We start from the raw sequence: 21532 nt of genomic DNA, 5'->3' as shown, positions 1-21532 counted from the left end.
TCAGCCCTCGCGGACAGCGGCCTGCGCCGCCGCAAGCCGGGCTATCGGCACACGGAAAGGCGAGCAGGACACATAGTCGAGGCCGGTCTTTTCACAAAACGCGATCGAGGACGGATCGCCGCCGTGTTCGCCGCAGATGCCAAGCTTGATCTTCTCGCGTGTCTTGCGTCCGCGCTCCGCGGCGATCTGCACCAGTTCGCCCACGCCATCCACATCGAGCGAGACGAACGGGTCCTGCTCGATCACGCCGCGGCTCTGATAGGACGTCAGGAAAGCCGATGCGTCGTCACGCGAGATGCCGAATGTGGTCTGGGTAAGATCGTTGGTTCCGAACGAGAAGAATTCCGCCGTTTCGGCGATTTCTCCGGCGCGAAGCGCCGCGCGCGGCAGTTCGATCATCGTGCCGACCATATAGTCGATCTGGACGCCGGCCTCATTCATCACTTCCTTTGCCACCGCATCGATACGCGCCTTGACGAAATCGAGTTCGGCCTTCAGGCCCACCAGCGGCACCATGACTTCGGGCACGACCGGTTCGCCGGTTTCCTTGCCCGCGACGACGGCTGCCTCGAAAATGGCACGGGCCTGCATCTCGGCGATTTCCGGGTAGGACACTGCCAGACGGCAACCGCGATGGCCGAGCATGGGATTGAATTCGTGCAAGGCATCGGCGCGTTCGCGCAGCCTGGCCGCATCGACCCCCATGGAGGCCGCCACTTCCGCGACTTCCTCGTCCGTATGCGGCAGGAACTCGTGCAAGGGCGGGTCGAGCAGACGGATCGTGACCGGCAGGCCCTTCATGATTTCGAAAAGTTCGACGAAATCCGAACGCTGCATCGGCAGAAGTTTTGCCAGAGCGGCGCGACGGCCTTCCTCATTGTCGGAAAGGATCATCTCGCGCATCGCAACGATGCGGCTTCCCTCGAAGAACATATGCTCGGTGCGGCACAGACCGATGCCTTCCGCGCCAAACGAGCGCGCCGTGCGGGCATCGGCGGGGGTTTCGGCATTGGCTCGCACCTTCATGCGGCGCGACTTGTCCGCCCATTCCATCAGTTTGCCGAAATCGCCGGAAAGTTCCGGCTGCAACATGGCAACCGCGCCTTTCAGCACCTGCCCCGTACCGCCATCGACGGTGATGACATCGCCCTTGCCGAAGGTCTGGCCTGCCGCGAGCATGACGCCGTTGCGATAGTCGACGCGCAGCGATCCGGCGCCGGAAACGCAGGGCTTGCCCATGCCGCGCGCCACGACCGCCGCATGGCTGGTCATGCCGCCGCGCGTGGTCAGAATGCCTTCCGCCGCGTGCATCCCGTGAATATCTTCAGGACTTGTTTCGATACGGACCAGAATGACCTTGCGGCCTTCGGACCTGGCCTGTTCAGCCTCCTCCGACGAGAAGACAATCTCGCCGGTGGCGGCGCCGGGCGACGCGGGCAGTCCCTGACCGATCACCTGACGTTCCGCGCGCGGATCGATGGTCGGGTGCAGGAGCTGGTCGAGCGCTGCCGGATCGACGCGTAACACCGCTTCTTCCTCAGATATAAGGCCCTCGCCCGCCATTTCGACGGCCATTTTCAGAGCGGCCTTGGCCGTGCGTTTGCCCGAACGGGTCTGGAGCATCCACAGCTTGCCGCGTTCGATGGTGAATTCCAGATCCTGCATGTCGCGATAGTGCTGTTCCAGTCGATCCGCCACCTTCAGGAATTCGGCAAAGGCTTCCGGCATCACCTTTTCCAGCGACGGCTTGTCCGAACCGGCGGCGATGCGCGCTTCCTCGGTGATGTTCTGCGGCGTGCGGATACCGGCCACCACGTCTTCACCCTGCGCATTGACGAGAAATTCGCCGTAAAGCTTGTTTTCGCCCGTTGAAGGATTGCGCGTGAAGGCAACGCCAGTCGCAGATGTTTCACCCATATTACCGAACACCATGGCCTGCACATTGACCGCCGTGCCCCAGGCCGCCGGAATATTGTGCAGGCGGCGATAGGTGATGGCGCGGGCATTCATCCAGCTTGAAAATACAGCACCGATGGCGCCCCAGAGCTGTTCACGCGGGTCCTGCGGGAAAGGCTGACCCAGTTCTTCCTCGACCTTGGCTTTATAGAGCGCAATCACGTCCTTCCAGTCGTCGGCAGTGAGCGCCGTGTCGACATCGACGCCGAGAGCGGCCTTCCTGTCTTCCAGAATTTCCTCGAAGAAACCGTGATCAACCCCCAGCACCACGTCGGAATACATCTGGATGAAGCGGCGATAGCTGTCATAGGCAAAGCGCTCGTCGCCCGATTCACGGGCGATGGCCTGCACTGTCTCGTCGTTAAGGCCGAGATTGAGCACCGTGTCCATCATGCCGGGCATGGAAGCACGGGCACCGGAGCGCACCGAAACCAGAAGCGGCTTTTCGGCATCGCCAAAATTGCGGCCGGTCAGCGCCGCGATATGCGCGAGCGCTGCCTGAACCTGCTCGGTGAGTTCGGAAGGATAGGTCCTGTCATGGTCGTAATAATAGGTGCAGACCTCGGTCGTGATCGTAAAGCCGGGCGGTACGGGCAGACCGAGACTGCTCATCTCAGCCAGATTGGCCCCCTTGCCGCCGAGAAGATTGCGGTCGCTTGCCGCACCTTCTGCCTTACCGTCGCCGAACGTGTACACCCACTTCGCCATTATGGCCTCCCTTAATGCAGGATGGCTCAAGAAAGACTCGCAACAATTGCAAGCATTTCCTGAACCTGCCCTCGTTGCTTATGCGATCGGCGAGGCCGCTGCCAACCAAAAAAGAGAAGCCGCGACAATAGAATCGATTAGACGCGAAATCGGCCCGATTAAAGCGTGTCGCGTTCATGGGATTCGTACATCTTGCATGCACTATGATCTGGTTGCTGTGGATGCAGACAAAACCTAGAGCGGTTCCTGTTTTGACTGAATCATTGGAACCGCTCTAACTATTTGTTTTTACGCATTATCCTACGCATCGTAGCAGGATTAGAAATCAGTCCAGTGGACTGATTTCCCTGCGAAGACGCTTCGCACTTTTGCTGGAAATGCTCCAGGGATTGACTCTATTGGGCTTATGTCGCAAAAATAAGAACAAATAAAGAACATCTGGATGTTGTATCATGCGTGTCACGGGAAAGCTCGATTATCTGGAAATGCCTGCCGCCAACGGCTCGCTCGATACGACCAAGAGCTTCTATGCGCGGGCCTTCGGGTGGAGTTTTACGGATTATGGCCCCACCTATTCGGCCTTCGCCGAAGGGCTGGACGGTGGCTTCGATGCGGATGGCGATGCAATCGCAAAGCCGCTCCCCGTACTTTATTCCGCCGGGCTGGAAGATACTTTGCTGGCAGTCACGGAAGCAGGCGGCACCATCGTCAAGCCTGTCTTTTCCTTTCCCGGCGGGCGGCGCTTCCATTTCATCGATCCGGCGGGAAATGAGCTCGCCGTCTGGAGCGACCGGTAGATTTGCACCCCCGCATCCGTTCCGCCGGTTTGTTGCGGGACAGGATGGCGGCTCGCCGCGGGTCAACTGCGGCGAGCCGTTCGAGCCTGGGAATTGCCATTGCGGCCTCAGATGACGTTTTTTGATTCAGACACTCAGTGAATGAATTCCTTCGGGGCACAGCTCTCCGTTTCGGTCTGCAATGTCGTGTGATGCAGATCGTATTGTTCCTGCAATATCTGCTCGACGGCGCGGCGCACGGTCTCGCCATCGGCCTTTTCCGTCAGAACGATATGAGCCGTCAGCGAATGCTGGTTCTTTGTCAGTGACCAGACATGAAGGTCGTGGATGGACGTCACGCCGGGCACCGCAAGAATTGCCGCCTCGACCTGCCTCACATCAAGCCCGACCGGGACGCCCTCCAGCAGAATATTGATGCATTCCTTGAGCAAAACCCAGGTGCGCGGAAAGACCATGAAGCCTATGCCAACCGCGATCAGGGAATCGACCCATTCCCATCCGGTCAGGTAAATGATGAGAGCGGCAGCGATCACGCCTACCGAGCCGAGCATATCCGCCCAGACCTCCAGATAGGCGCCCTTCACATTCAGGTTTTCATCCTTGTGTCCGGTCAGCACCCGCATCGAAATGAAGTTGACCGCCAGTCCGACAACAGCCACCGCCATCATGCCGAGCGACTGGACGTCAGCCGGTTCCGACAGGCGTTCATAGGCCTCGTAGAGAATGTAGAAAGCAACGCCCAGAAGCAGAAGCGCGTTGAACGCCGCCGCCAGTATTTCGAGACGCGCATAGCCATAAGTGCGGAAGATGTCGGCGGGACGGCGACCGAGATAGACGGCAATGAGCGCCAGCAAAAGCGCAAATGTGTCCGTTGCCATATGCATGGCATCGGAAAGAAGCGCGAGACTGCCGGTGATGAAACTGCCGATAGCTTCGGCGATCATGAAAAGGCCGGTCAGGCCAAAAGCGACCCACAACCGGGAGATCGGCGTATTCTTGACGTCCGCATGATCGTGGTCGCCCCCCATGTTGCCCCTCCCGAATATACCGAAATCAGCTTGCCTCGCGCAGCTGCTCCGCCGTCTGAAGATCGACGGAAACAAGCTGGCTCACACCCTGCTCGCCCATGGTCACACCGAAAAGACGGTTCATGCGCGCCATGGTAATCGGATTATGCGTGATGACCACGAAGCGCGTTTCGGTGGAAGCCGCCATTTCGTCCATCAGGTTGCAGTAGCGTTCGACATTGTGATCGTCGAGCGGCGCATCCACTTCGTCCAGCACGCAGATCGGCGCGGGGTTGGTAAGAAACACCGCGAAAATCAGCGCCATGGCCGTCAACGCCTGCTCACCGCCGGAAAGCAGCGTCATGGTCTGCGGCTTCTTGCCCGGTGGGCGGGCGAGGATTTCCAGCCCCGCTTCCAGCGGGTCGTCACTTTCGATCAGTTGCAGTTCCGCCGTTCCGCCTCCGAAAAGATGCGTGAACAGGCGCTGGAACTGCGCATTCACCACGTCGAAGGCGGCAAGCAGGCGTTCGCGTCCTTCACGATTGAGGCTCTGGATTGCCTGACGCAGCTTCTTGATCGCCTCGATCACGTCCTCGCGTTCCGACACGATCGTATCGAGACGGGCGGACAGTTCCTGTTGTTCCTCATCTGCCCGCAGGTTGACCGCGCCAAGGCGCTCGCGCTCGATCTTCAAGCGCTCCAACTGACGCTCGAGCTGGTCTGGATCAGGCAAGGCTTCATCGGGTCTCAGCCCGGTCTGGCGGATTGCCTCGTGCGGCGGACAATTGAGGGCTTCCGCGATGCGGGCTTCCGCGTCACCGCGGCGTTCTTCGGCTGCGGCCAGCCGCTCCTCCGCGCGCGCGCGGCTCTCACGGCTGGAGGCAAGCTGCTGGATCGCAAGCGTCGCAACCTTGTCGAGTTCAGCCTGTGCGGTCTCGGCCTCGGCCAGAATATCCGCTGCCCGTTTTCGCACCTCCTCGGCCTGCGAAAGTTCATTCAGCAGGGCGCGGCGACGGCTTTCGATTTCGTCCGGCGCCTCGGCAAGCGCCTCCGCCTCTTCCGTGGTCTCCGCCCGGCGGTCGTTCAGCGCGGCGATATGACGGTCGGCATTCTCGGCGCGGGATTTCCAGTTACGGCGCTCCAGCGCGATCATCTCAAGCCGACGCTGTCGTGCATCGGCCTCCCGGCGCAGCCCTTCATAGGCAGCCCGCGCCTCGGCCAAAGCCGTGCGGTCCGACATTACTTCGCTATTGAGTGCCGAAAGACGCTCGCCGATCGAGTCGATATCCGGCATCTCATTGAGCCGGTCCTCAGCCTCAGCTACGCGAATCTGCGCCTCTTCCAGATTTTCTTCAAGGCGCGCCTTGCTGTCCTCAAGACCCGCACGACGTGTTGCAAGCTGACCCGCGGCGCGCTCGGCAGCGGCCAGCGCCTCGCGCGCCTCGTCGAGCCTGCGCTGGTTCGCGCGCCACTGGTCGCGGGTGACGCGCTCCTGTTCGAAGGCTTCGCGTACAGCCATTTCTGCGCGCTGCACGGCCTGCTCGGCCTGACCGGCCCGACTGCGTGCCGCGACAGCTTCCTGTTCGAGTTCCGCCAGACGGTTCTTCTGCGCCAGACGCTGTGCCGCCGGTGTCGGCGCGTCGGCGCTGGCCGTATAACCATCCCAGCGCCACAGCGCACCTGCCTTGCTGACCAGCCGCTGGCCGGGCCGCAGCATTACCTGCAAACGCCTGCCATCGCTGTCCGCAACCACGCCGACCTGCGCCAGCCGGCGACGCAACTGCTGCGGACCGTCGACCAGACGATCCAGAGGCGTCGCGCCTTCCGGCAAAACCGGATCGGCGCTGGCAGCGGGATTATAAGCCCAAAAGACGGGCGCATTTTCGTCGCTTGCCGCGTCCAGATCTTCGCCAAGGGCAGCGCCGAGAGCGACTTCATAGCCTTTCTCGACACGTAACTCCTCCACCACCGGCGGGAATTGACCCGTTTCACCGGCATTGAGAATTCTGGCCAGGGTCTGCGCTTCGGTTTCGATGCGGTTCAGTTCCGTGCGCGCTTCACTGAGCGGCTGTCGGCACGCGGCCTCCGCTTCGCGAGCGCTGGCGACCAGTTCCTCCGCAACGGCGACCGCCTCTTCGGCAGAAGCAAGCGCTTCCGTGCAGCTATCGACGACGATGCGTTTTTCCGCCGGATCGAACAGACCGCCAATCTGCTCCGCGACGGCGGCGATGTCGCGTTCGATTGTCTCCATCTGAACGGCCAGTCGGTCGCGACGGTCGCTCGCTTCCTTCAACGCCCGCTCGATCTGCGCCCGCTCGGCGGCGGCTTCGGCGCGCTCGGCCGTAACGCGGGACAGCGCATTTTCACTATCCTGCAAGCGAATTTCCGCTTCCTCGAACAGGGCGCGCAGTTCTTCGTTACGCACACCGGAAGCCTCTGCCGAAACAAGCAATTCCTGCTCTTCATCGTCGAGCCGCGCCAGAATATCGGCATTCTCGCGCACCATCTGCTCTTCACGGGATATGTCGGCAGAAAGCTGCTCCAGCCGCTTTACCAGTTCGGCGCGACGCGCACGAAGACGCTCCCCCTCCTCGTCTAGCTGGGTTCTGGCAATCGAAAGCCGCTGCAACGCGGCTGCGGCCCGTGCTTCTGCCTCTCGCAATTCGGGCAGCTTGTGGGCACCGACCGCCTGCGCCTTGGCCGCATCCATTTGCGCCTGTGCCATCGCGCCGACGGCGGAGGTTGCCTGTGCCAGCGTGCTCTGCGCTTCCGCTTCCTGCATCTTGGCCTGCGACCAGCGCAAATGCAGGAGCGCGGCTTCAGCGCGGCGTATATCGGCGGAAAGCGCCTTGAAACGGTTGGCCTGACGCGCCTGACGCTTCAGGCTGTCGATCTGGCTGGCCAGTTCGCCCACCACATCGTCAAGCCTCTCAAGATTGGTTTCGGCGGCGCGCAGGCGCAGTTCCGCCTCGTGGCGGCGGGTATGAAGGCCGGAAATACCGGCGGCCTCTTCCAGAAGCGCGCGGCGCGCCTGCGGCTTGGCCTGAATGAGTTCGCCGATCCGCCCCTGCCCGACCATCGACGGCGACCGCGCGCCGGTGGACTGGTCCGCGAAAAGAAGTTGCACGTCCTTCGCACGGGCTTCCTTGCCATTGATGCGGTAGACGGAACCGGACTCGCGCTCGATGCGGCGAGAAACCTGCAACTCGTCCGCATCGTTATAGCTGGCGGGCGCCGTTCGGTCCGAATTGTCGAGAAAGAGTGTCACTTCCGCCGTATTGCGCGCGGGCCGCGTGGCGGAGCCGGAGAAGATCACGTCGTCCATGCCGGAAGCGCGCATGTTCTTGTAGGAATTTTCGCCCATCACCCAGCGCAGGGCTTCGACCAGATTGGACTTGCCGCAGCCGTTCGGCCCAACCACGCCTGTCAGGCCGCCCTCGATCACGAACTCCATGGGTTCGACGAAGGATTTGAAACCGACAAGACGCAGCTTGGAGAAACGCATCAGTTCGCCCCTCCCACAGCTCGACCGGAAATGCAAAAAGCGGGCGCAGTCCGGCGCCCGCTTTTCGACCTGAAAAACGGATCAGAGAAGCTTGTCGATGATTGCCGACATTTCGTCAACCGAAAGGGCTCCAGCGTATTTTTGTCCGTTAATGAAGAAAGTCGGCGTCGCACTCACACCGAAATCCTTCGATCCACGCTCCATCGTTGCTCTCACATCATCGAGAAGTTGCTGGTTCGTCAAGCAAGCCTTGAAGGACTCCTGTGTAAAACCGGCAAGTTTCGCGATTTGCAGCAGGGCGGCTTCACCGTCTTCGGCCGTCGCCCACTGCTGCTGCTGCTTGAAGAAAACATCGACCATCGGGAAATAACGGTCTTCCGGGGCACAGCGTGCCAGCATGAAAGCGGCGGTCGCGCGCGGATCGAACGGAAACTCGCGGAAGATAAGCCGCGCCTTGCCCGTATCGATATATTTTTCCTTGATTTCCGGGAAAGTGTTGATCGTGAAATCCGCGCAATGCGGGCAGGTCAGCGAAGCATATTCAACGATGGTTACAGGCGCGTCGGCCTTGCCATAGACCATGTCCTTCAGCTTGCCGGCTTCGGCAACCTTGGCGGCATCGACGGTACCTTCCGCATCGCGCTGCTGCGCATTCGCGCTACCGGCAAAGGCCAGCCCGGCAGCGGCCGCTCCAGCGAGAGAAATAACGTGTCTGCGATTAAGCACTGCAGGCATCCGAATCATCCAGTCCTGTTTCAATAGTTGACTTCGACATACAATCTAAAGCGGCAGATCGCACTTCGCTAGACCTGCGGCGTTCACATGAAAGTCAGCACCTTGCGTTTTTTGTCTCCAAATCCACGACAATAAGCAGACGCTCTTCGGAAACATGAGGAATGCTTGCATCAATTTTGTGGCAGCAGGCGATTTCAGCGATCCTCTTCGCGCTTCCGGCCAGCGGAGTGCTTCTCGGCCAGTATATTTTTTCCAAGCCGTGCAAGGGCCGCGCGAAGCGCGTCGTCCTCGATGCCGTCTGTCGCCTTGTCGATCCGGCGCTCGTCCGCAGGCCCCAGCGGCGGCAGTTTTTTTACCCGACGTTTGACTGGAAGGACCGGCGGCTTCTGTTCGATGCGAATGCGACCGATAGCGGAGAAACCCAGAAACCCGTTGATACGGTTGATGATCTCACCCGTTTCATGCTGGACCTGCAAGGCCGCGAAGCCTTCGCAGGCAATAATCAGCGTCGCGGGAGAAAACGGATCATCCTCGCGCAAGCGACGGGGCCAGAGGATGCGCAGCGGCCGCGATGTCGCGCCGATGGCGGGACCGACAATGTCTTCCCAGGATTGCAGCAGGGCAAGATTGATACCGGCGCGCTTTTGCAGCATCGGATCCACAAGACCCGACGCCATATCTGCCAGTGGCCTGAAGCCACGCCTGGATTTAGGTTCGCTCATCGCGCTCCATTATAACCCCGAAACCATTCGACGAACAAAGGAATCCCCTGATCGAGCGCGGTTTTCGGATTGAAACCGAGATCGCGTGCGGCGAGTGTAATATCGGCATAGGTGCGCGGCACGTCGGCTGCGGGCATGGGCTCCAACTTGCGGATCGCTTGCTTGCCCGTGGCCTTTTCGATAGCCGCAATGAAGTCGTTGAGCATTACCGGCCGGTTGTTGCCGAGATTATAGACGGGTTCCGTATCTTGCGGCTTTTCCAGAATTCGACGTACCGCCCCCAGAACGCCGCTGACAATGTCTTCCACAAAGGTGAAGTCGCGTTGCATTTCGCCATTGTTGAACACACGGATCGGTTCGCCCTTCAGGATCGCGGACGTAAACAGCCAGGGCGCCATATCCGGTCGCCCGTAAGGCCCGTAGACGGTGAAAAAGCGCAAGCCCGTGGAGGGAAGCTTGTGGACGTGCCGGTAAGAATAAGCCAGCAGTTCGCCTGAGCGCTTTGTTGCGGCATAGATCGAAACCGGATGATCGACCGGATCGCTTTCGCAGAACGGTATCTTCTCGTTGGCGCCATAGACCGAGGACGAGCTTGCATAGACGACGGGCGGGCGCTTTTCCAGCCGCAACGCGGTTTCGAATACCGTAACCTGCCCCTGCACATTGGCCGAAACATAGGCTGCCGGGTTCTCGATGGAATAGCGTACGCCGGCCTGTGCCGCGAGATGCACGATAATATCGGCGTCACGGTCGGAGCCTATTGCCGCATTGAATGCGTCCGCGTCGGAAATATCCGCCTTTGCAAAGCGAAATCCGGCCCGCGCATGAAGCCTGGCGAGGCGGGTTTCCTTGAGGGCCACAGGGTAATAGTCGTTCACATTGTCGATGCCTATGACCTGCCAGCCCTCATCCAGCAGACGTTGCGCCGTGTGGAACCCGATGAACCCGGCAGCGCCCGTTACAATCGCTTTCATGCAATCGATCTCTTTCCGAACATATATGAGGTGAGGCCTGCGCGCCGCGCCGCCATGACCCGTCGGGAAGCGGCCGCGTTCAATGCGGCGAGGAAGAACATGGTCGAGGAGATCGTCACTTCGTGCAGGAGCGGATTATGCAGCATACCGTAGCTGCCGCACACGATGGCGAAGTAGATCAATGCCCGCCGCATGGCCCAGCTGTCGGCTGTACGCCACAAATAGATGAAGATCGATATGAACGCGCCAGCCATGAAAATCAGCCCGATAATGCCGTCGTTCAGCAGTTCATCGAGAACGGTATTATGCACGTGACGAAAGCCCTCGATCATCGATGCCTTGTCGCCCGCTTCGGCTTTCACAAAGTCCATTTTCGAATAGGAACCGACGCCCGCAATCGGATGCGCCGTTATCACGTCAGATGCGCTTTTCCACATGACGGCGCGAATATCGGCCGACATCTTGTCTTCCCATTGCGAACTGTCGCCGGTGTCATAATATTCGACCATGCCCGCAAAACGCTTTGAAATAATATGTCCGACCGGTCCGACGACAACAAGCGCGGTCAGCGCCGCCAACAGGGCGGCATAAACGACGCTCTGCTGCTTGAAGCTGTATCGTCTCAGGAAAAGCGCGATCTCAATCACCGCAAAAAACGGAAGGACGACAATGACGGCCCGCGTTTGCGAGGTCAGAACCGCAGCAAGCCCCAGAACCAGCCAATGCGGGCCGTTCGGCAGATAACGCGGAGCACCGTGAAGCGGGATCGCAGCGGATATTGCCGCGACTGCCGCCACAAAGGCAAAGACGGCCTGATTGCCGCCGACGCCGATGCGCCCGCCATCGGTCACCGACAGAAACAGCGCAGTGATCAGAGCGAGTAGTGTCCCGGCGCGCGCACCGAGAACATAGGCGCGCAATGGATCGTGCACGAGTACCATTCCCGACCCGGCAAAAGCGAAAACGGCGATCAGCAGCGTATAACCGATCTGCCGGTTATCCTGAAACGGTTCTCCCCGGAACAGAATCAAACCCAAAGACCATGCCGCATAGAGAAGTATGAAAATATAGAATTTTTTCGCAAACATCCGCGCCGTGGCATGACGACCGCAGGCCAGATAGATACCGACGCATGAGAATGCGAAAAGCAAAACAGGACCAAGACCAATACGTAGCGGCATCGCAGCAGACGCCAGGCCCAGAACCCAGCTATCCACCTTGCGCCGAAATAGAAAAGACTTTTTTAAACGGCTCACATTTTATCCTCTTTAAGGCTTTTCCTGCTCAAAGCGTAGGCGATTCGCCTGACGTAGTCAGTTGAGCGAAAGAAAAGCGTGCTTATCCTTTTGTATGCCGGCAGGCGGCTCTTGGCGTAAGTCGAACGCCCGGCCGCAATCGTCGATATCGCCATATCCGAGAAGGCCACCGCCGGTTTATCAAGAGTAAATATCTCGTAATCGCCTGCCCAGCCGCGTTCCAAAGCGACATCGTATGGCACGCGCATGGGCCGTATCGCCACAAGCAATTTCGCCGCGCCTTCGCGTGTGACGACATAGGCGGCGGAACTGCCCAACGGGCCGTGCATACAGCGGCCGACAGAAAACCGACCGTTCAGGGCGCGGAACGGGCGGAAAGCGGCAGTGCGATGATTGACCAGTTTGACGGCATCCCAACCGTTCAGCCCGGCGAGTTGCGAAACGAGCGGCTGAAAAGCGGATGTGAACAGAACGTCATCTTCCACGATGACGGCGAAAGGCTCAGCTGCTTGCACTATCGCCTCCAGCGCGCGGATGTGGCTGAAATAACAGCCGATTTCCGCTGGCATCGCTATTTTACCGTGGCATCGGCGGAAGCCGGCCTCATCGAAATCCGCAAGCTCGTCTGGAGCAAGAAGCTTGCCTTCGACGGCGTCGACACGGCGCAAATCGATGGAAAATTCGTCGGCGCTGGCCTTCAGCCTGTCCCAGCGATCTCGTGAGCGGGCAAGGTTGATGACATAAACTGGTACAGATACGGGACGATCCACTTGGTCTCTTTCCGCGGCAAAACACCGATGCGTATTGGAGAGCGCATATCGAACTTCAGTAAACCTTCGCAACCGATATGCACAGCATTGTTTCTATCAATTTTGAAAATAAGGCTTTAATCAGAATTCGGTCCCATTATTGAATGACATTCCCTGTATGCTCGATATTACCGACTCCGATCGAAGTTCAAAGCTTCTGACCTGGTATGATCGCTACCATCGGATTCTGCCGTGGCGTCTCACGCCTGCGGAACAGGTTCGCGGCATCAGACCGGATCCCTACCGTGTCTGGCTGTCCGAGATCATGCTTCAACAAACGACCGTCGAAGCGGTTAAAGCCTATTTCACCAAGTTTGTCGAACGTTGGCCAACCGTGCAATCGATGGCGCAAGCCAGCGAGGACGACATTCTTCGCGCCTGGGCCGGCCTGGGCTATTATTCGCGCGCCCGCAATCTCAAGAAATGCGCCAACATGATTGACGCGCACCATGACGGCAAGTTTCCCGACAATGCGGCCGAACTGAAAAAGCTGCCCGGCATCGGCGACTACACATCGGCGGCAATCGCCGCGATTGCGTTCGGCGAACCCGCCGCCGTGGTCGACGGTAATGTGGAGCGCGTCATTTCGCGCCTCTACACGATCGATACGCCCCTGCCTGCGGCGAAAGCCGAAATCCGCACACTTATGGGGCGGCTCACGCCCGATGGCAGGCCCGGCGACTTCGCGCAGGCCATGATGGATCTCGGAGCGACCATCTGTACGCCGCGTCGGCCTTCATGTGCCCTCTGCCCGCTCAACGACGACTGCATGGCCCTTGCATCACGCGACCCGGAGGAATTTCCGGTCAAGCCCCCGAAAGCGGAAAAGCCGATCCGCGTCGGGGCGGCCTTTGTGGCATTCGCCAGCGACGGCACGATTTTGTTGCGCAAACGCAGGGGCAAGGGGCTTCTGGCAGGCATGACCGAGGTTCCCGGCAGCGACTGGACAGCCAGGATCGATGGTGACCCGACGGCCGATGCGGCGCCTTTCCCCTCACAATGGCACGCTTGCGGGTCGATCACGCATATTTTCACGCATTTCGAACTGCGGCTTTCGGTGTACCGGGCGGAAAACGTCGGCAAGGCTGTCGCAGATGACGGCTGGTGGTCCTCGCCACAAGAGCTTTCCGGCGAGGCTTTGCCCACCGTCATGAAAAAGGCGATCGCGGCCGCTATGCCCGACGCATTCAAACAGGGAAGGAAAGCGCGTTGAACAGCCCGATCAAGCATGTCGTCTTCGATATCGGCAAGGTTCTCATCCATTACGATCCTGAACTTGCCTATCTCGATGTCATTCCCGATGCCGCCGAGCGGCGCTGGTTTCTTGAAAACATCTGCACCGGCGCGTGGAATATCGAACAGGATCGCGGGCGAAGCTGGAGCGACGCGGAAACCCTTCTTATCGAGGCTCATCCCGAACGCAGCGAGGAAATCCGGGCCTTCAGGCAGAACTGGAACCGGATGGTGCCCCATGCCTATGAGGATAGCGTCGCCATTCTCCGCGCACTTATCGGCAACGGTCACGACGTTACCATGCTGACCAATTTCGCATCGGACACGTTCCGCGAAGCACAGAAGCGGTTTCCGTTTCTAACGGAAAGCCGGGGCGTCACAGTCTCGGGCGACATCCACTTGCTCAAGCCCGACCGCGAAATCTACGAACACCACGTCACCTCCTTCGATCTCGATCCCCGGGCAACACTCTTCATCGACGATACGCTGCACAATGTCGAAGGCGCAAAGCTTGCCGGCTGGCAGGCCGTTCATTTTACCGGCGCTTCCCAACTGGATGCCGATCTGAAAGCGCTCGGGCTTGCCTTCTGAGCATAAATAGCGAAGGCGCCCGAAGCCGATGCTTCGGGCGCCTCACTATCAGACCATGCTGGAGGCCGTCCGATAAGGAAATTATGCGCCTGCGGCCGCCATCTGTTCGCGAATGACCTTGCGCAGGGCGTCGATCGGCTTCAGGGCGCCATCTTCCTCATAGTGCCAGAAGGTCCAGCCATTGCAGGCGTCAAAACCCTGAACCTTGGCGCCCATGCGATGGATGGAACCAGCTTCGCCGTTGGCAGCCAGCGTACCATCGGCCCGAACAATGGCAGCAAAACGGCGACGCTCGTCGCAAAGAACCGTTCCGGGCCGCAAAAGACCTGCCTCAAGAACGCTGGTAAATGCGACGCGCGGTTCCGCCCGTTTGCCGGTCATGACCGTCAGTTCGGCCTTGCCGAGCGTCTCGACCGCGTCGATACGTGCGGTAGCGGCGTCGATATAGCTCTGTTCGCGCTCGATACCGACAAAATGGCGACCGAGGCGCTTGGCAACGGCACCGGTAGTGCCCGAACCGAAAAACGGGTCGAGAATGACGTCGCCCGGCTTGCTGGAAGCCATCAGAATTCGGGCCAGCAACGCTTCCGGCTTCTGGGTCGGATGTACCTTGTCGCCGTTTTCGTCCTTCAGGCGCTCGGCGCCCGTGCAGATCGGGAACAGCCAGTCCGAACGCATCTGCACATCGTCATTGGCCGCTTTCATGGCCTCGTAATTGAAGGTGTAGCCCTTGCCCTTCTGGTCGCGGGAAGCCCAGATCAGCGTTTCATGCGCGTTCTGGAAGCGTCGGCCGCGGAAGTTGGGCATAGGGTTGGTCTTGCGCCAGATAACGTCGTTCAGCAGCCAGAAGCCGAGATCCTGCAACTGCGAACCGACGCGGAAAATATTGTGATAGGAACCGATGACCCAGATCGTTCCGTTCGGCTTCAGAACGCGGCGGCACGCCATCAGCCAGGCACGCGTAAAGGCATCATAGGCCTGAAAACTCTCGAACTGGTCCCAATGATCGTCAACAGCGCTGACCATCGACTGGTCGGGACGGTGAAGATCGCCGCCAAGCTGGAGATTATAGGGAGGATCGGCGAAAATAACGTCCACGGAATTGTCCGGCAGGCGCTCCAGCGCGGAGACGCAATCACCTTTGATGATGGAGTCGAGCCAGGCGGTACGCGGGGCCTCGATGGGCAACTCATGAGCAAGACGTACTAGGGACATGGGATACTCGATTACCTGTGGACGCGAAAAACTTGTCCTTATGGTTACCGGACAGGGTAAATATGCCGTTAACGCCAAGGTATTGAAATCGTAAACCTTTTCTTAAAAGATCACCAAAGGCCACAGTTCCGGGCTTTTTGGCTGCCGCCATCCGTCGACATTTTGCAGTCTGTCATCCTGCCGCCGCGATCATCATGCAAAGGTCACTTCGAGTTCGTGCCGACGATAAGGCTTGGTTATTCCTTTTTGCCTATGGTTGGCGCTCAACGTTTGGAATTGCATGACGGGACCGCAAGGCGATCCCGCTTCTTCGGTGTATTTTGACGATGAATATTGCTGAGCTGCGACACAATCGGTACCTGCGGGTTCTCTTTGTACCCTTTCGTATGCGTGCATTGGTGCGAGGCAGTGAAATCGGCCTCGTCATAGCGGGTACGATCATCGGCGTGATTTCCGGACTTGCGGTCGCGGCTGTAGGCCGTCTCTCGCAATGGATGCATCAGGCAATCTTCCTGCTTCAGCCCGGAGAAAAGCTGAGTTCGGCGGCAGAGCTGCAAGCCAGCGCCTATATCGCGCCCCTTGCGGGCGGCATATTGATGGGGATCGTGATATGGGTTCTCGCGCGTTGGCGCAAACGCCCCATCGTCGATCCCATCGAGGCGAATGCGCTTCACGGCGGGCGTCTGTCCCTGACCGACAGCTTCATTCTCGTCGGGCAAAATCTGATCTCCAACGGCTTCGGCGCTTCCGTTGGTCTCGAAGCCGCCTATACCCAGCTCGCGAGCGGTTTTGCGTCGCGCATCGGACGGGCGCTGAAGATGCGGCGGGCGGATTTGCGCACACTGGTCGGTTGCGGCGCGGCAGCGGCAATCGCCAGCGCGTTCAACGCACCCCTGACCGGCGCATTCTACGCTTTCGAACTCATTATCGGCGTCTATTCGATTGCCACGCTGGCTCCGGTGGTCGTGGCCGCAATCGTCGGAACGCTGGTGACACAGACCATCGGCGGCCCGCCTTTCATCATAGATGTCGGCCAGATCGATGACATCACACCGCGCGATTACGTTCCGGCGCTCGTGCTGGGGTTCACTTCAGCGGGCATCGCCATCCTTATCATGCGCGGTGTGACGCTGGTGGAAAAGATCGCGCGCCACAGTATCGTGCCGAATGTGCTGGCTCCTGCCATCGGCGGAACGATCGTCGGGATGATTGCGTTCTTTTCACCGCAGGTCCTGGCCTCCGGCCACGGGGCGCTGCATCTCGATCTCAATGCGAATATCACTATCCCGGCGCTTCTGCTTCTGATCTTCACCAAGTCGCTGGCCTCGGCCGTTTCCATCGGGGCAGGTTTCCGCGGGGGGCTTTTCTTCGCATCGCTGTTTCTGGGAGCGTTGACGGGCAAGCTGTTTGCAGCGGTAGCCGGGGCGACACTGCCCGCAGGCCTCGCCCTGGCACCGGAAGTCTATGCCGTCATCGGCATGAGTTCGCTTGCCGTCGCCGTGGTGGGCGGTCCGATGACGATGACATTCCTCGCGCTGGAACTGACCGGGGACTTTCCGATTTCCATGCTCGTGCTGGGCGCGGTCGTTTCGTCCTCCCTGATGGTAAGAAAAACCTTCGGCTACTCCTTCGCGACATGGCGGTTCCATCTGCGCGGCGAATCCATTCGTTCCGCCCACGATATAGGCTGGATACGCAGCCTCACCGTCAACCGCATGATGCGCCACGACGTTCGCACGGTGCCGATCGATACGGACATAGAAACGTTCCGGCACGATTTTCCTCTCGGCTCGACCCAGCGTGTCATAGCGGTGGACACCGAAGGGCATTATGTCGGCATGATCCCGGTCCCCGAAGTCTATGCCGACAGTTTCGATACATCCGACAGCGAACGGAGCATTCGCGACCTGCTCAAATATCAGGATCAGTTCCTTCTCCCGCAGATGAATGCCAAGGAAGCGGTTGCCCGTTTTGACAGGGCGGAAAGCGAAGCGCTGGCGGTGGTCAACAACGCGCAGGAGCGCAAAGTGCTCGGTCTCCTCAGCGAAGCCCACACATTGCGGCGTTACAGCGAAGAGCTTGACCGGCGGCGGCGCGAGGTTTCAGGCGAAGTATAAACAGGGACCGATTACCGCCGGCATTTGACGGTTTCGCCATAAAGGTGTAGCTCATGCACCGAATTTCCGGCACGGGCCGGCCTTCTCCTCCCAATAAAAGGCTACGATCATGGCGGCACCGTCCCTCATTATTTTCGATTGCGATGGCGTTCTGGTGGATTCCGAAATCATCGCGGCGGAAGTCGAATCCGCTCTTCTCACCGAAGCCGGTTATCAGATTGCCGCCGACGAAATGGCGGAACGTTTCGCCGGGCTGACGTGGCAGGACATTCTTCTGACAGTGGAGCGCGAAGCCGGCATCCCGCTTTCCGCCTCGCTTCTGGAAAAATCCGAAAAAATTCTGGACGAAAAACTGAAAAACGAAGTCCAGGCCGTGGACGATATCGTTGAAGTCGTTTCGGCACTGACACTGCCCAAATGCATCTGCTCGAACTCGACCAGCCGACGCCTGGAAAACATGCTGCAGCGCACCGGTCTTTACGAGCTGTTCGCACCGAATATCTTTTCGGCAAAGGAAGTCGGCGCAAAGAAGCCGAAACCCGCGCCGGACGTCTTTCTCCACGCGGCCAGACATTTCGATGTGAATCCGAAGGATGTGATCGTGATCGAAGATTCCGCGCACGGCATTCACGGCGCGCGGGACGCGGGCATGCGCGTGATCGGCTTTACGGGAGGCGCGCATACCTATCCCGGCCATGCCGACAAGCTGACCGATGCCGGTGCGGAAACGGTCATTCATCGCCACAAGGACCTGCCAAGCGTCATCGAGGCACTGTCCATCTGGGCAGATGCGTAAGTGAAAGAATTATCCGTCGCCTGGCTTTCGTCAGGCGGCGGAGCGTTTGCTGCGCCCCTTGGGCGGTTCGTTGAGAATTGCCAGCAACTGCTCGGCTTCCTCTTGCGAGAGACCGATCAGCAGGCGGGTTCCCATGATGACAGGTTCACCGGTGGACGTCTCGAAGATTGCCCAGGTGTCCGTCGGTTCGAGAATTCGTTCATATTTCTGTTTCATAGGGGCACTCTAGCGCAAACCTGTTGCCATAGATTTCACGCGCGCTGTTGAATTTAATTCGAATTTTATCGACCGCCGGTAATCCACAGGTCAAAAACCCGAAGCCACTTTGGCTTGTTTCGGTTTCGGCTTCGGTTTTGCCTTTGAAGAGCCGGACACGAGCAGGGCCTTCGCGCTTCCTGCCCTTACCGGCTTGCCATAAAACCACCCTTGCCCGGTGATCGGCACCTTCATTTTGCGGAAATAGTTGGCTTGCGCTTCCGTTTCGATGCCTTCAACGACAATATCGAGATTGTGCTGGCGCGCCATGGAGATGATCTGCGGCACGATCGATACCGTTGACCCCTCGGCGCAAACCGTGCGGGTGAAAGCCTTGTCGATCTTGATGGCGTCGATATGCAGTTCGTCCAGATAGGCCAGGCTTGAATAGCCGGTGCCGAAATCGTCGATATAGATACGGTGCCCCTGCTCCCGAAGCTTTCGGATACCATCGGAAGCTGCCGAGAAATCCACCGCCGTGCGCTCGGTCAGTTCGAGGCCGATCTGGCGAGGATCTATACCGGCACGAGCAAGCTCCGCCTCCATTTTCTCGGGAAATGCGGGGGACTGAACGTCACTGGCGGTGATATTGATATTGATCTGGATATTCCGGTTGCGGCGCAGCAGATCGCCCATCTCCTCGATGACGCGATCCACCGCATAAAGAGTGACCCGGCACGCCATGCCATTTCCTTCCGCCTCGGCAATGAAGACATCCGGAGGGATCATGTCTCCTGTTTTCAGACGCCAGCGAAGCAGAGCCTCGAAACCGGTAACCCGGCTATCCGCAACCCTGACGACCGGCTGATACACGATATAGAGGTCCGATGCCTTCAGCGCCTTGTTGAGCATGGAAACCAGAGGGCGCTCCCGATTGAAATAGGCAAACCAGCCCAGACCAAGCGTCGCGCCACCGAGCAGCCCCAGACTGATTGCAATGAACAGTTTTCTCCGGGCAGACTGGCTGGTGCGATCGAGCACGGCGTCCAGCACAATGCAAATTCCCGTTTTCCGGTCGCAACGGCGCTCTCTGGCAATATCGCCCAGCACATCATATTGGCGCACGAGATTTGAGAAATCCGGCGCGGGCCGTTCATTCTGCGGATAGCTGTATAACCGGGCGAGTTGCCCGCGCTCGCCGGTCATATATATGGAAAAATTATAATGCGGCGTATGAAGCAGATCGAAAGCCGACGAACTCAGGACCACATTGGCAGCCCCGTTTTCCATCACAACGCCATGACTGCCAGGCGTCTTTAATGGCAGATCGCGATGAACATAGGTGCCGTCGCTCAGATCGACGTCGGCCGCAGACCGAAGGAGCGGCTCCGCCAAATTGCCCAGAAGCGTAGAGCAAGCGAGACGGTTGTTCTGAAAACGACCGATATCCTTGATGTGATAGGCAGAAAAGACAAGCTTCCGCAGATAAGCCTGATCATCCACCGAACATGGCGCGGACGGAGAAAGATTTGCTGCATCCAGCGTTTCATGCGCCGAGGCGACAAGGCGATTTGCGTGCGTAAGCAAAGCGGACATGTAGATATTCATGTGCCGCTGTTCGTCCATGATCCAGAACCTTGTCCCGATCCATTGCCCGGAGGCAGCCCCAAGGAGCAGCAACAACAGCAACAAGAGAGAAGCGGGCTTCAAAAATTTCGTGCGCTCAAATCGCATCCGGCAACGCCTTAAAATATCGCGGCATTGGAAGAGCCCTTGCGAAAACGATTACCACCTCGACGCAAGCAACAGTTCAAATATTAAAAACCCAACCGCTAATATTAAGATTAATCATATAAATTGTAGCATCATTGGTATTAATAGCGAATTAAACTCAAAGTGCAAAGAACAGATAGGATAAGCTAGTGGTTCGATTCCGACATTTGCATCCCTCTGATACAGGCGCCGAGCAAATGTCGGAATCGAAAAGACCACTAGTAAGTTTATGTATCTAGTGGATTTTTCGAATTTGACGTTTGAAACAGCATCTCATTCAGTCGGGATCCAAACGTCAAATTCAATCCACTAGCGATAAATTAGCAATTTAAATAAAAAACAATGCGCAAGATTTGCATCTTGCGCATTGTCCCCATTCATCGACGCCTGAGAACCGGTTCCAAAAGTCGCCACATGCTTTCAGGCTCAAACGCAGCTATTACGCTACTATCGAACCTCGGCATTATTCAGCCAGATGTAAATTACTTGTAGGGACCTTCATCGAAACCGATGAAAATCTGGATGTTCTGCTTATCCGGCATCGGCAAGGATATCGCCTTGTCGTTGAAGATAAACTGCGTTGCCGTATCACCGTTGGAGATCGTAACGCTCTGCTTGTGAAGCTTCGAATAGACCACCTGATCGCCCTGACGGATCGCCACACGGATCGGCATCGTGATCGAGCCGCTCTTGTATTTCGGACCGGGCACGACCTTGCCTGCCGCGGCGACGTCGATGGTCATGGTGCCGGCGCCATACTGGCAGGCACGGGTCACATCGGTCAGAGCGGCCTGATAGATCACGCTGGCCGGGTCCTTGTCGCCACCCTTTTCGTAGGTGCTGAAGAAGGCCGTACCGTCGCGCAGCGATACCGGCGGGCAGTAAGCGCGCAGTTCCGATTCCTTGATACGCTGGTCGCCTGACGCGGCGGGCGTGGCCAGCGACGAATCCGCAGCCTTGTCAGTGCCGCTGGTCGTGCAGCCTGCGAGGGCTGCGAGCAAAACCGTTGCAAAGACTGGAAACAACGATGAACGATTCTGTGATGCTGTTTGCATAAACCGGGCTTCCCTGCACTGATCAACCTGTCTTTACACCACACACACGTGCAATGCGATCACGTTTTTCCCGTTTTTTGCTCCCGAG

At 58.6% G+C, this 21532-nt stretch carries 17 protein-coding genes; 5 read left to right on the top strand and 12 right to left on the bottom strand.

All coding sequences use genetic code 11. The features are described from left to right. Positions 1 to 2664, bottom strand: a complete 2664-nt coding sequence (ppdK, locus tag FHS76_RS16345; protein ID WP_183655066.1) for a pyruvate, phosphate dikinase — start codon at positions 2662 to 2664, stop codon at positions 1 to 3. A 452-nt stretch (positions 2665 to 3116) separates the two neighbouring features. Here ppdK and FHS76_RS16340 point away from each other — a divergent pair, with 452 nt between their 5' ends. Then, positions 3117 to 3461, top strand: a complete 345-nt coding sequence (locus tag FHS76_RS16340) for a VOC family protein (RefSeq protein ID WP_183655063.1) — start codon at positions 3117 to 3119, stop codon at positions 3459 to 3461. A gap of 134 nt (positions 3462 to 3595) precedes the next feature. On the opposite strand, the gene FHS76_RS16335 is transcribed toward FHS76_RS16340, so the two are convergent. The 7 genes from FHS76_RS16335 to FHS76_RS16305 all read right to left on the bottom strand — a co-directional run bounded on the left by FHS76_RS16335 (position 3596) and on the right by FHS76_RS16305 (position 12430). Further along, complete coding sequence (locus FHS76_RS16335; protein ID WP_183655060.1) at positions 3596 to 4489, bottom strand: cation diffusion facilitator family transporter; 894 nt, start codon at positions 4487 to 4489, stop codon at positions 3596 to 3598. 25 nt (positions 4490 to 4514) lie between these two features. Next, positions 4515 to 7973 (bottom strand): chromosome segregation protein SMC, encoded by a 3459-nt coding sequence (gene smc, locus FHS76_RS16330; protein WP_183655057.1) that lies wholly within the window; start codon positions 7971 to 7973, stop codon positions 4515 to 4517. Positions 7974 to 8054: 81 nt separating this feature from the next. Then, positions 8055 to 8708, bottom strand: a complete 654-nt coding sequence (locus FHS76_RS16325; protein WP_210306139.1) for a DsbA family protein — start codon at positions 8706 to 8708, stop codon at positions 8055 to 8057. A 194-nt stretch (positions 8709 to 8902) separates the two neighbouring features. Then, positions 8903 to 9430 carry a DUF721 domain-containing protein gene (locus tag FHS76_RS16320; RefSeq protein WP_183655044.1) on the bottom strand — a complete coding sequence of 176 codons (528 nt, stop codon included), beginning with the start codon at positions 9428 to 9430 and terminating at the stop codon, positions 8903 to 8905. Continuing rightward, positions 9427 to 10404 (bottom strand): SDR family NAD(P)-dependent oxidoreductase, encoded by a 978-nt coding sequence (locus tag FHS76_RS16315; RefSeq protein ID WP_183655043.1) that lies wholly within the window; start codon positions 10402 to 10404, stop codon positions 9427 to 9429. Before FHS76_RS16315 ends, FHS76_RS16320 begins: the two co-directional genes overlap by 4 nt. Beyond that, positions 10401 to 11660: an O-antigen ligase family protein gene (locus FHS76_RS16310; RefSeq protein ID WP_183655042.1), complete on the bottom strand. Its 1260-nt coding sequence runs from the start codon at positions 11658 to 11660 to the stop codon at positions 10401 to 10403. Before FHS76_RS16310 ends, FHS76_RS16315 begins: the two co-directional genes overlap by 4 nt. Then, positions 11657 to 12430, bottom strand: coding sequence for a glycosyltransferase family 25 protein (locus FHS76_RS16305; protein ID WP_183655041.1), 774 nt, complete (start codon positions 12428 to 12430; stop codon positions 11657 to 11659). The genes FHS76_RS16310 and FHS76_RS16305 overlap by 4 nt, the downstream gene beginning before the upstream one ends. Before the next feature lie 157 nt (positions 12431 to 12587). On the opposite strand from FHS76_RS16305, the gene mutY reads away from it, so the two are divergent. Continuing rightward, on the top strand, positions 12588 to 13682 hold the full coding sequence (gene mutY, locus FHS76_RS16300) for an A/G-specific adenine glycosylase (protein WP_183655040.1): 1095 nt from the start codon (positions 12588 to 12590) through the stop codon (positions 13680 to 13682). Further along, positions 13679 to 14293, top strand: a complete 615-nt coding sequence (locus FHS76_RS16295) for an HAD family hydrolase (protein ID WP_183655037.1) — start codon at positions 13679 to 13681, stop codon at positions 14291 to 14293. Before mutY ends, FHS76_RS16295 begins: the two co-directional genes overlap by 4 nt. Positions 14294 to 14374: 81 nt before the next feature. On the opposite strand, the gene FHS76_RS16290 is transcribed toward FHS76_RS16295, so the two are convergent. After that, positions 14375 to 15508, bottom strand: coding sequence for a site-specific DNA-methyltransferase (locus tag FHS76_RS16290; RefSeq protein WP_183655034.1), 1134 nt, complete (start codon positions 15506 to 15508; stop codon positions 14375 to 14377). Between the two features lie 326 nt (positions 15509 to 15834). Between FHS76_RS16290 and FHS76_RS16285 the strand changes: the two genes are divergently transcribed. Continuing rightward, positions 15835 to 17625 carry a chloride channel protein gene (locus tag FHS76_RS16285; RefSeq protein ID WP_183655032.1) on the top strand — a complete coding sequence of 597 codons (1791 nt, stop codon included), beginning with the start codon at positions 15835 to 15837 and terminating at the stop codon, positions 17623 to 17625. A 109-nt stretch (positions 17626 to 17734) separates the two neighbouring features. Then, a complete protein-coding gene (locus FHS76_RS16280; RefSeq protein WP_183655029.1) occupies positions 17735 to 18421 on the top strand; it encodes an HAD family hydrolase in 687 nt (228 codons plus the stop codon). A 30-nt stretch (positions 18422 to 18451) separates the two neighbouring features. Here the strand turns inward: FHS76_RS16280 and FHS76_RS16275 are convergent, their stop codons facing one another. From FHS76_RS16275 to FHS76_RS16265, 3 genes are all read right to left on the bottom strand, one after another. Then, positions 18452 to 18637 carry a hypothetical protein gene (locus FHS76_RS16275; protein ID WP_183655027.1) on the bottom strand — a complete coding sequence of 62 codons (186 nt, stop codon included), beginning with the start codon at positions 18635 to 18637 and terminating at the stop codon, positions 18452 to 18454. A gap of 90 nt (positions 18638 to 18727) precedes the next feature. Next, positions 18728 to 20350: an EAL domain-containing protein gene (locus tag FHS76_RS16270; protein WP_183655025.1), complete on the bottom strand. Its 1623-nt coding sequence runs from the start codon at positions 20348 to 20350 to the stop codon at positions 18728 to 18730. Between the two features lie 521 nt (positions 20351 to 20871). Continuing rightward, positions 20872 to 21444 (bottom strand): hypothetical protein, encoded by a 573-nt coding sequence (locus FHS76_RS16265; RefSeq protein ID WP_183655023.1) that lies wholly within the window; start codon positions 21442 to 21444, stop codon positions 20872 to 20874. Positions 21445 to 21532 lie beyond the last annotated feature (88 nt).

It is taken from the genome of Brucella daejeonensis (assembly GCF_014199265.1).
Classification (GTDB): domain Bacteria; phylum Pseudomonadota; class Alphaproteobacteria; order Rhizobiales; family Rhizobiaceae; genus Brucella; species Brucella daejeonensis.
Note: the sequence above shows the minus strand (reverse complement) of the source record. Positions and strands in the feature narration are given on the sequence as shown.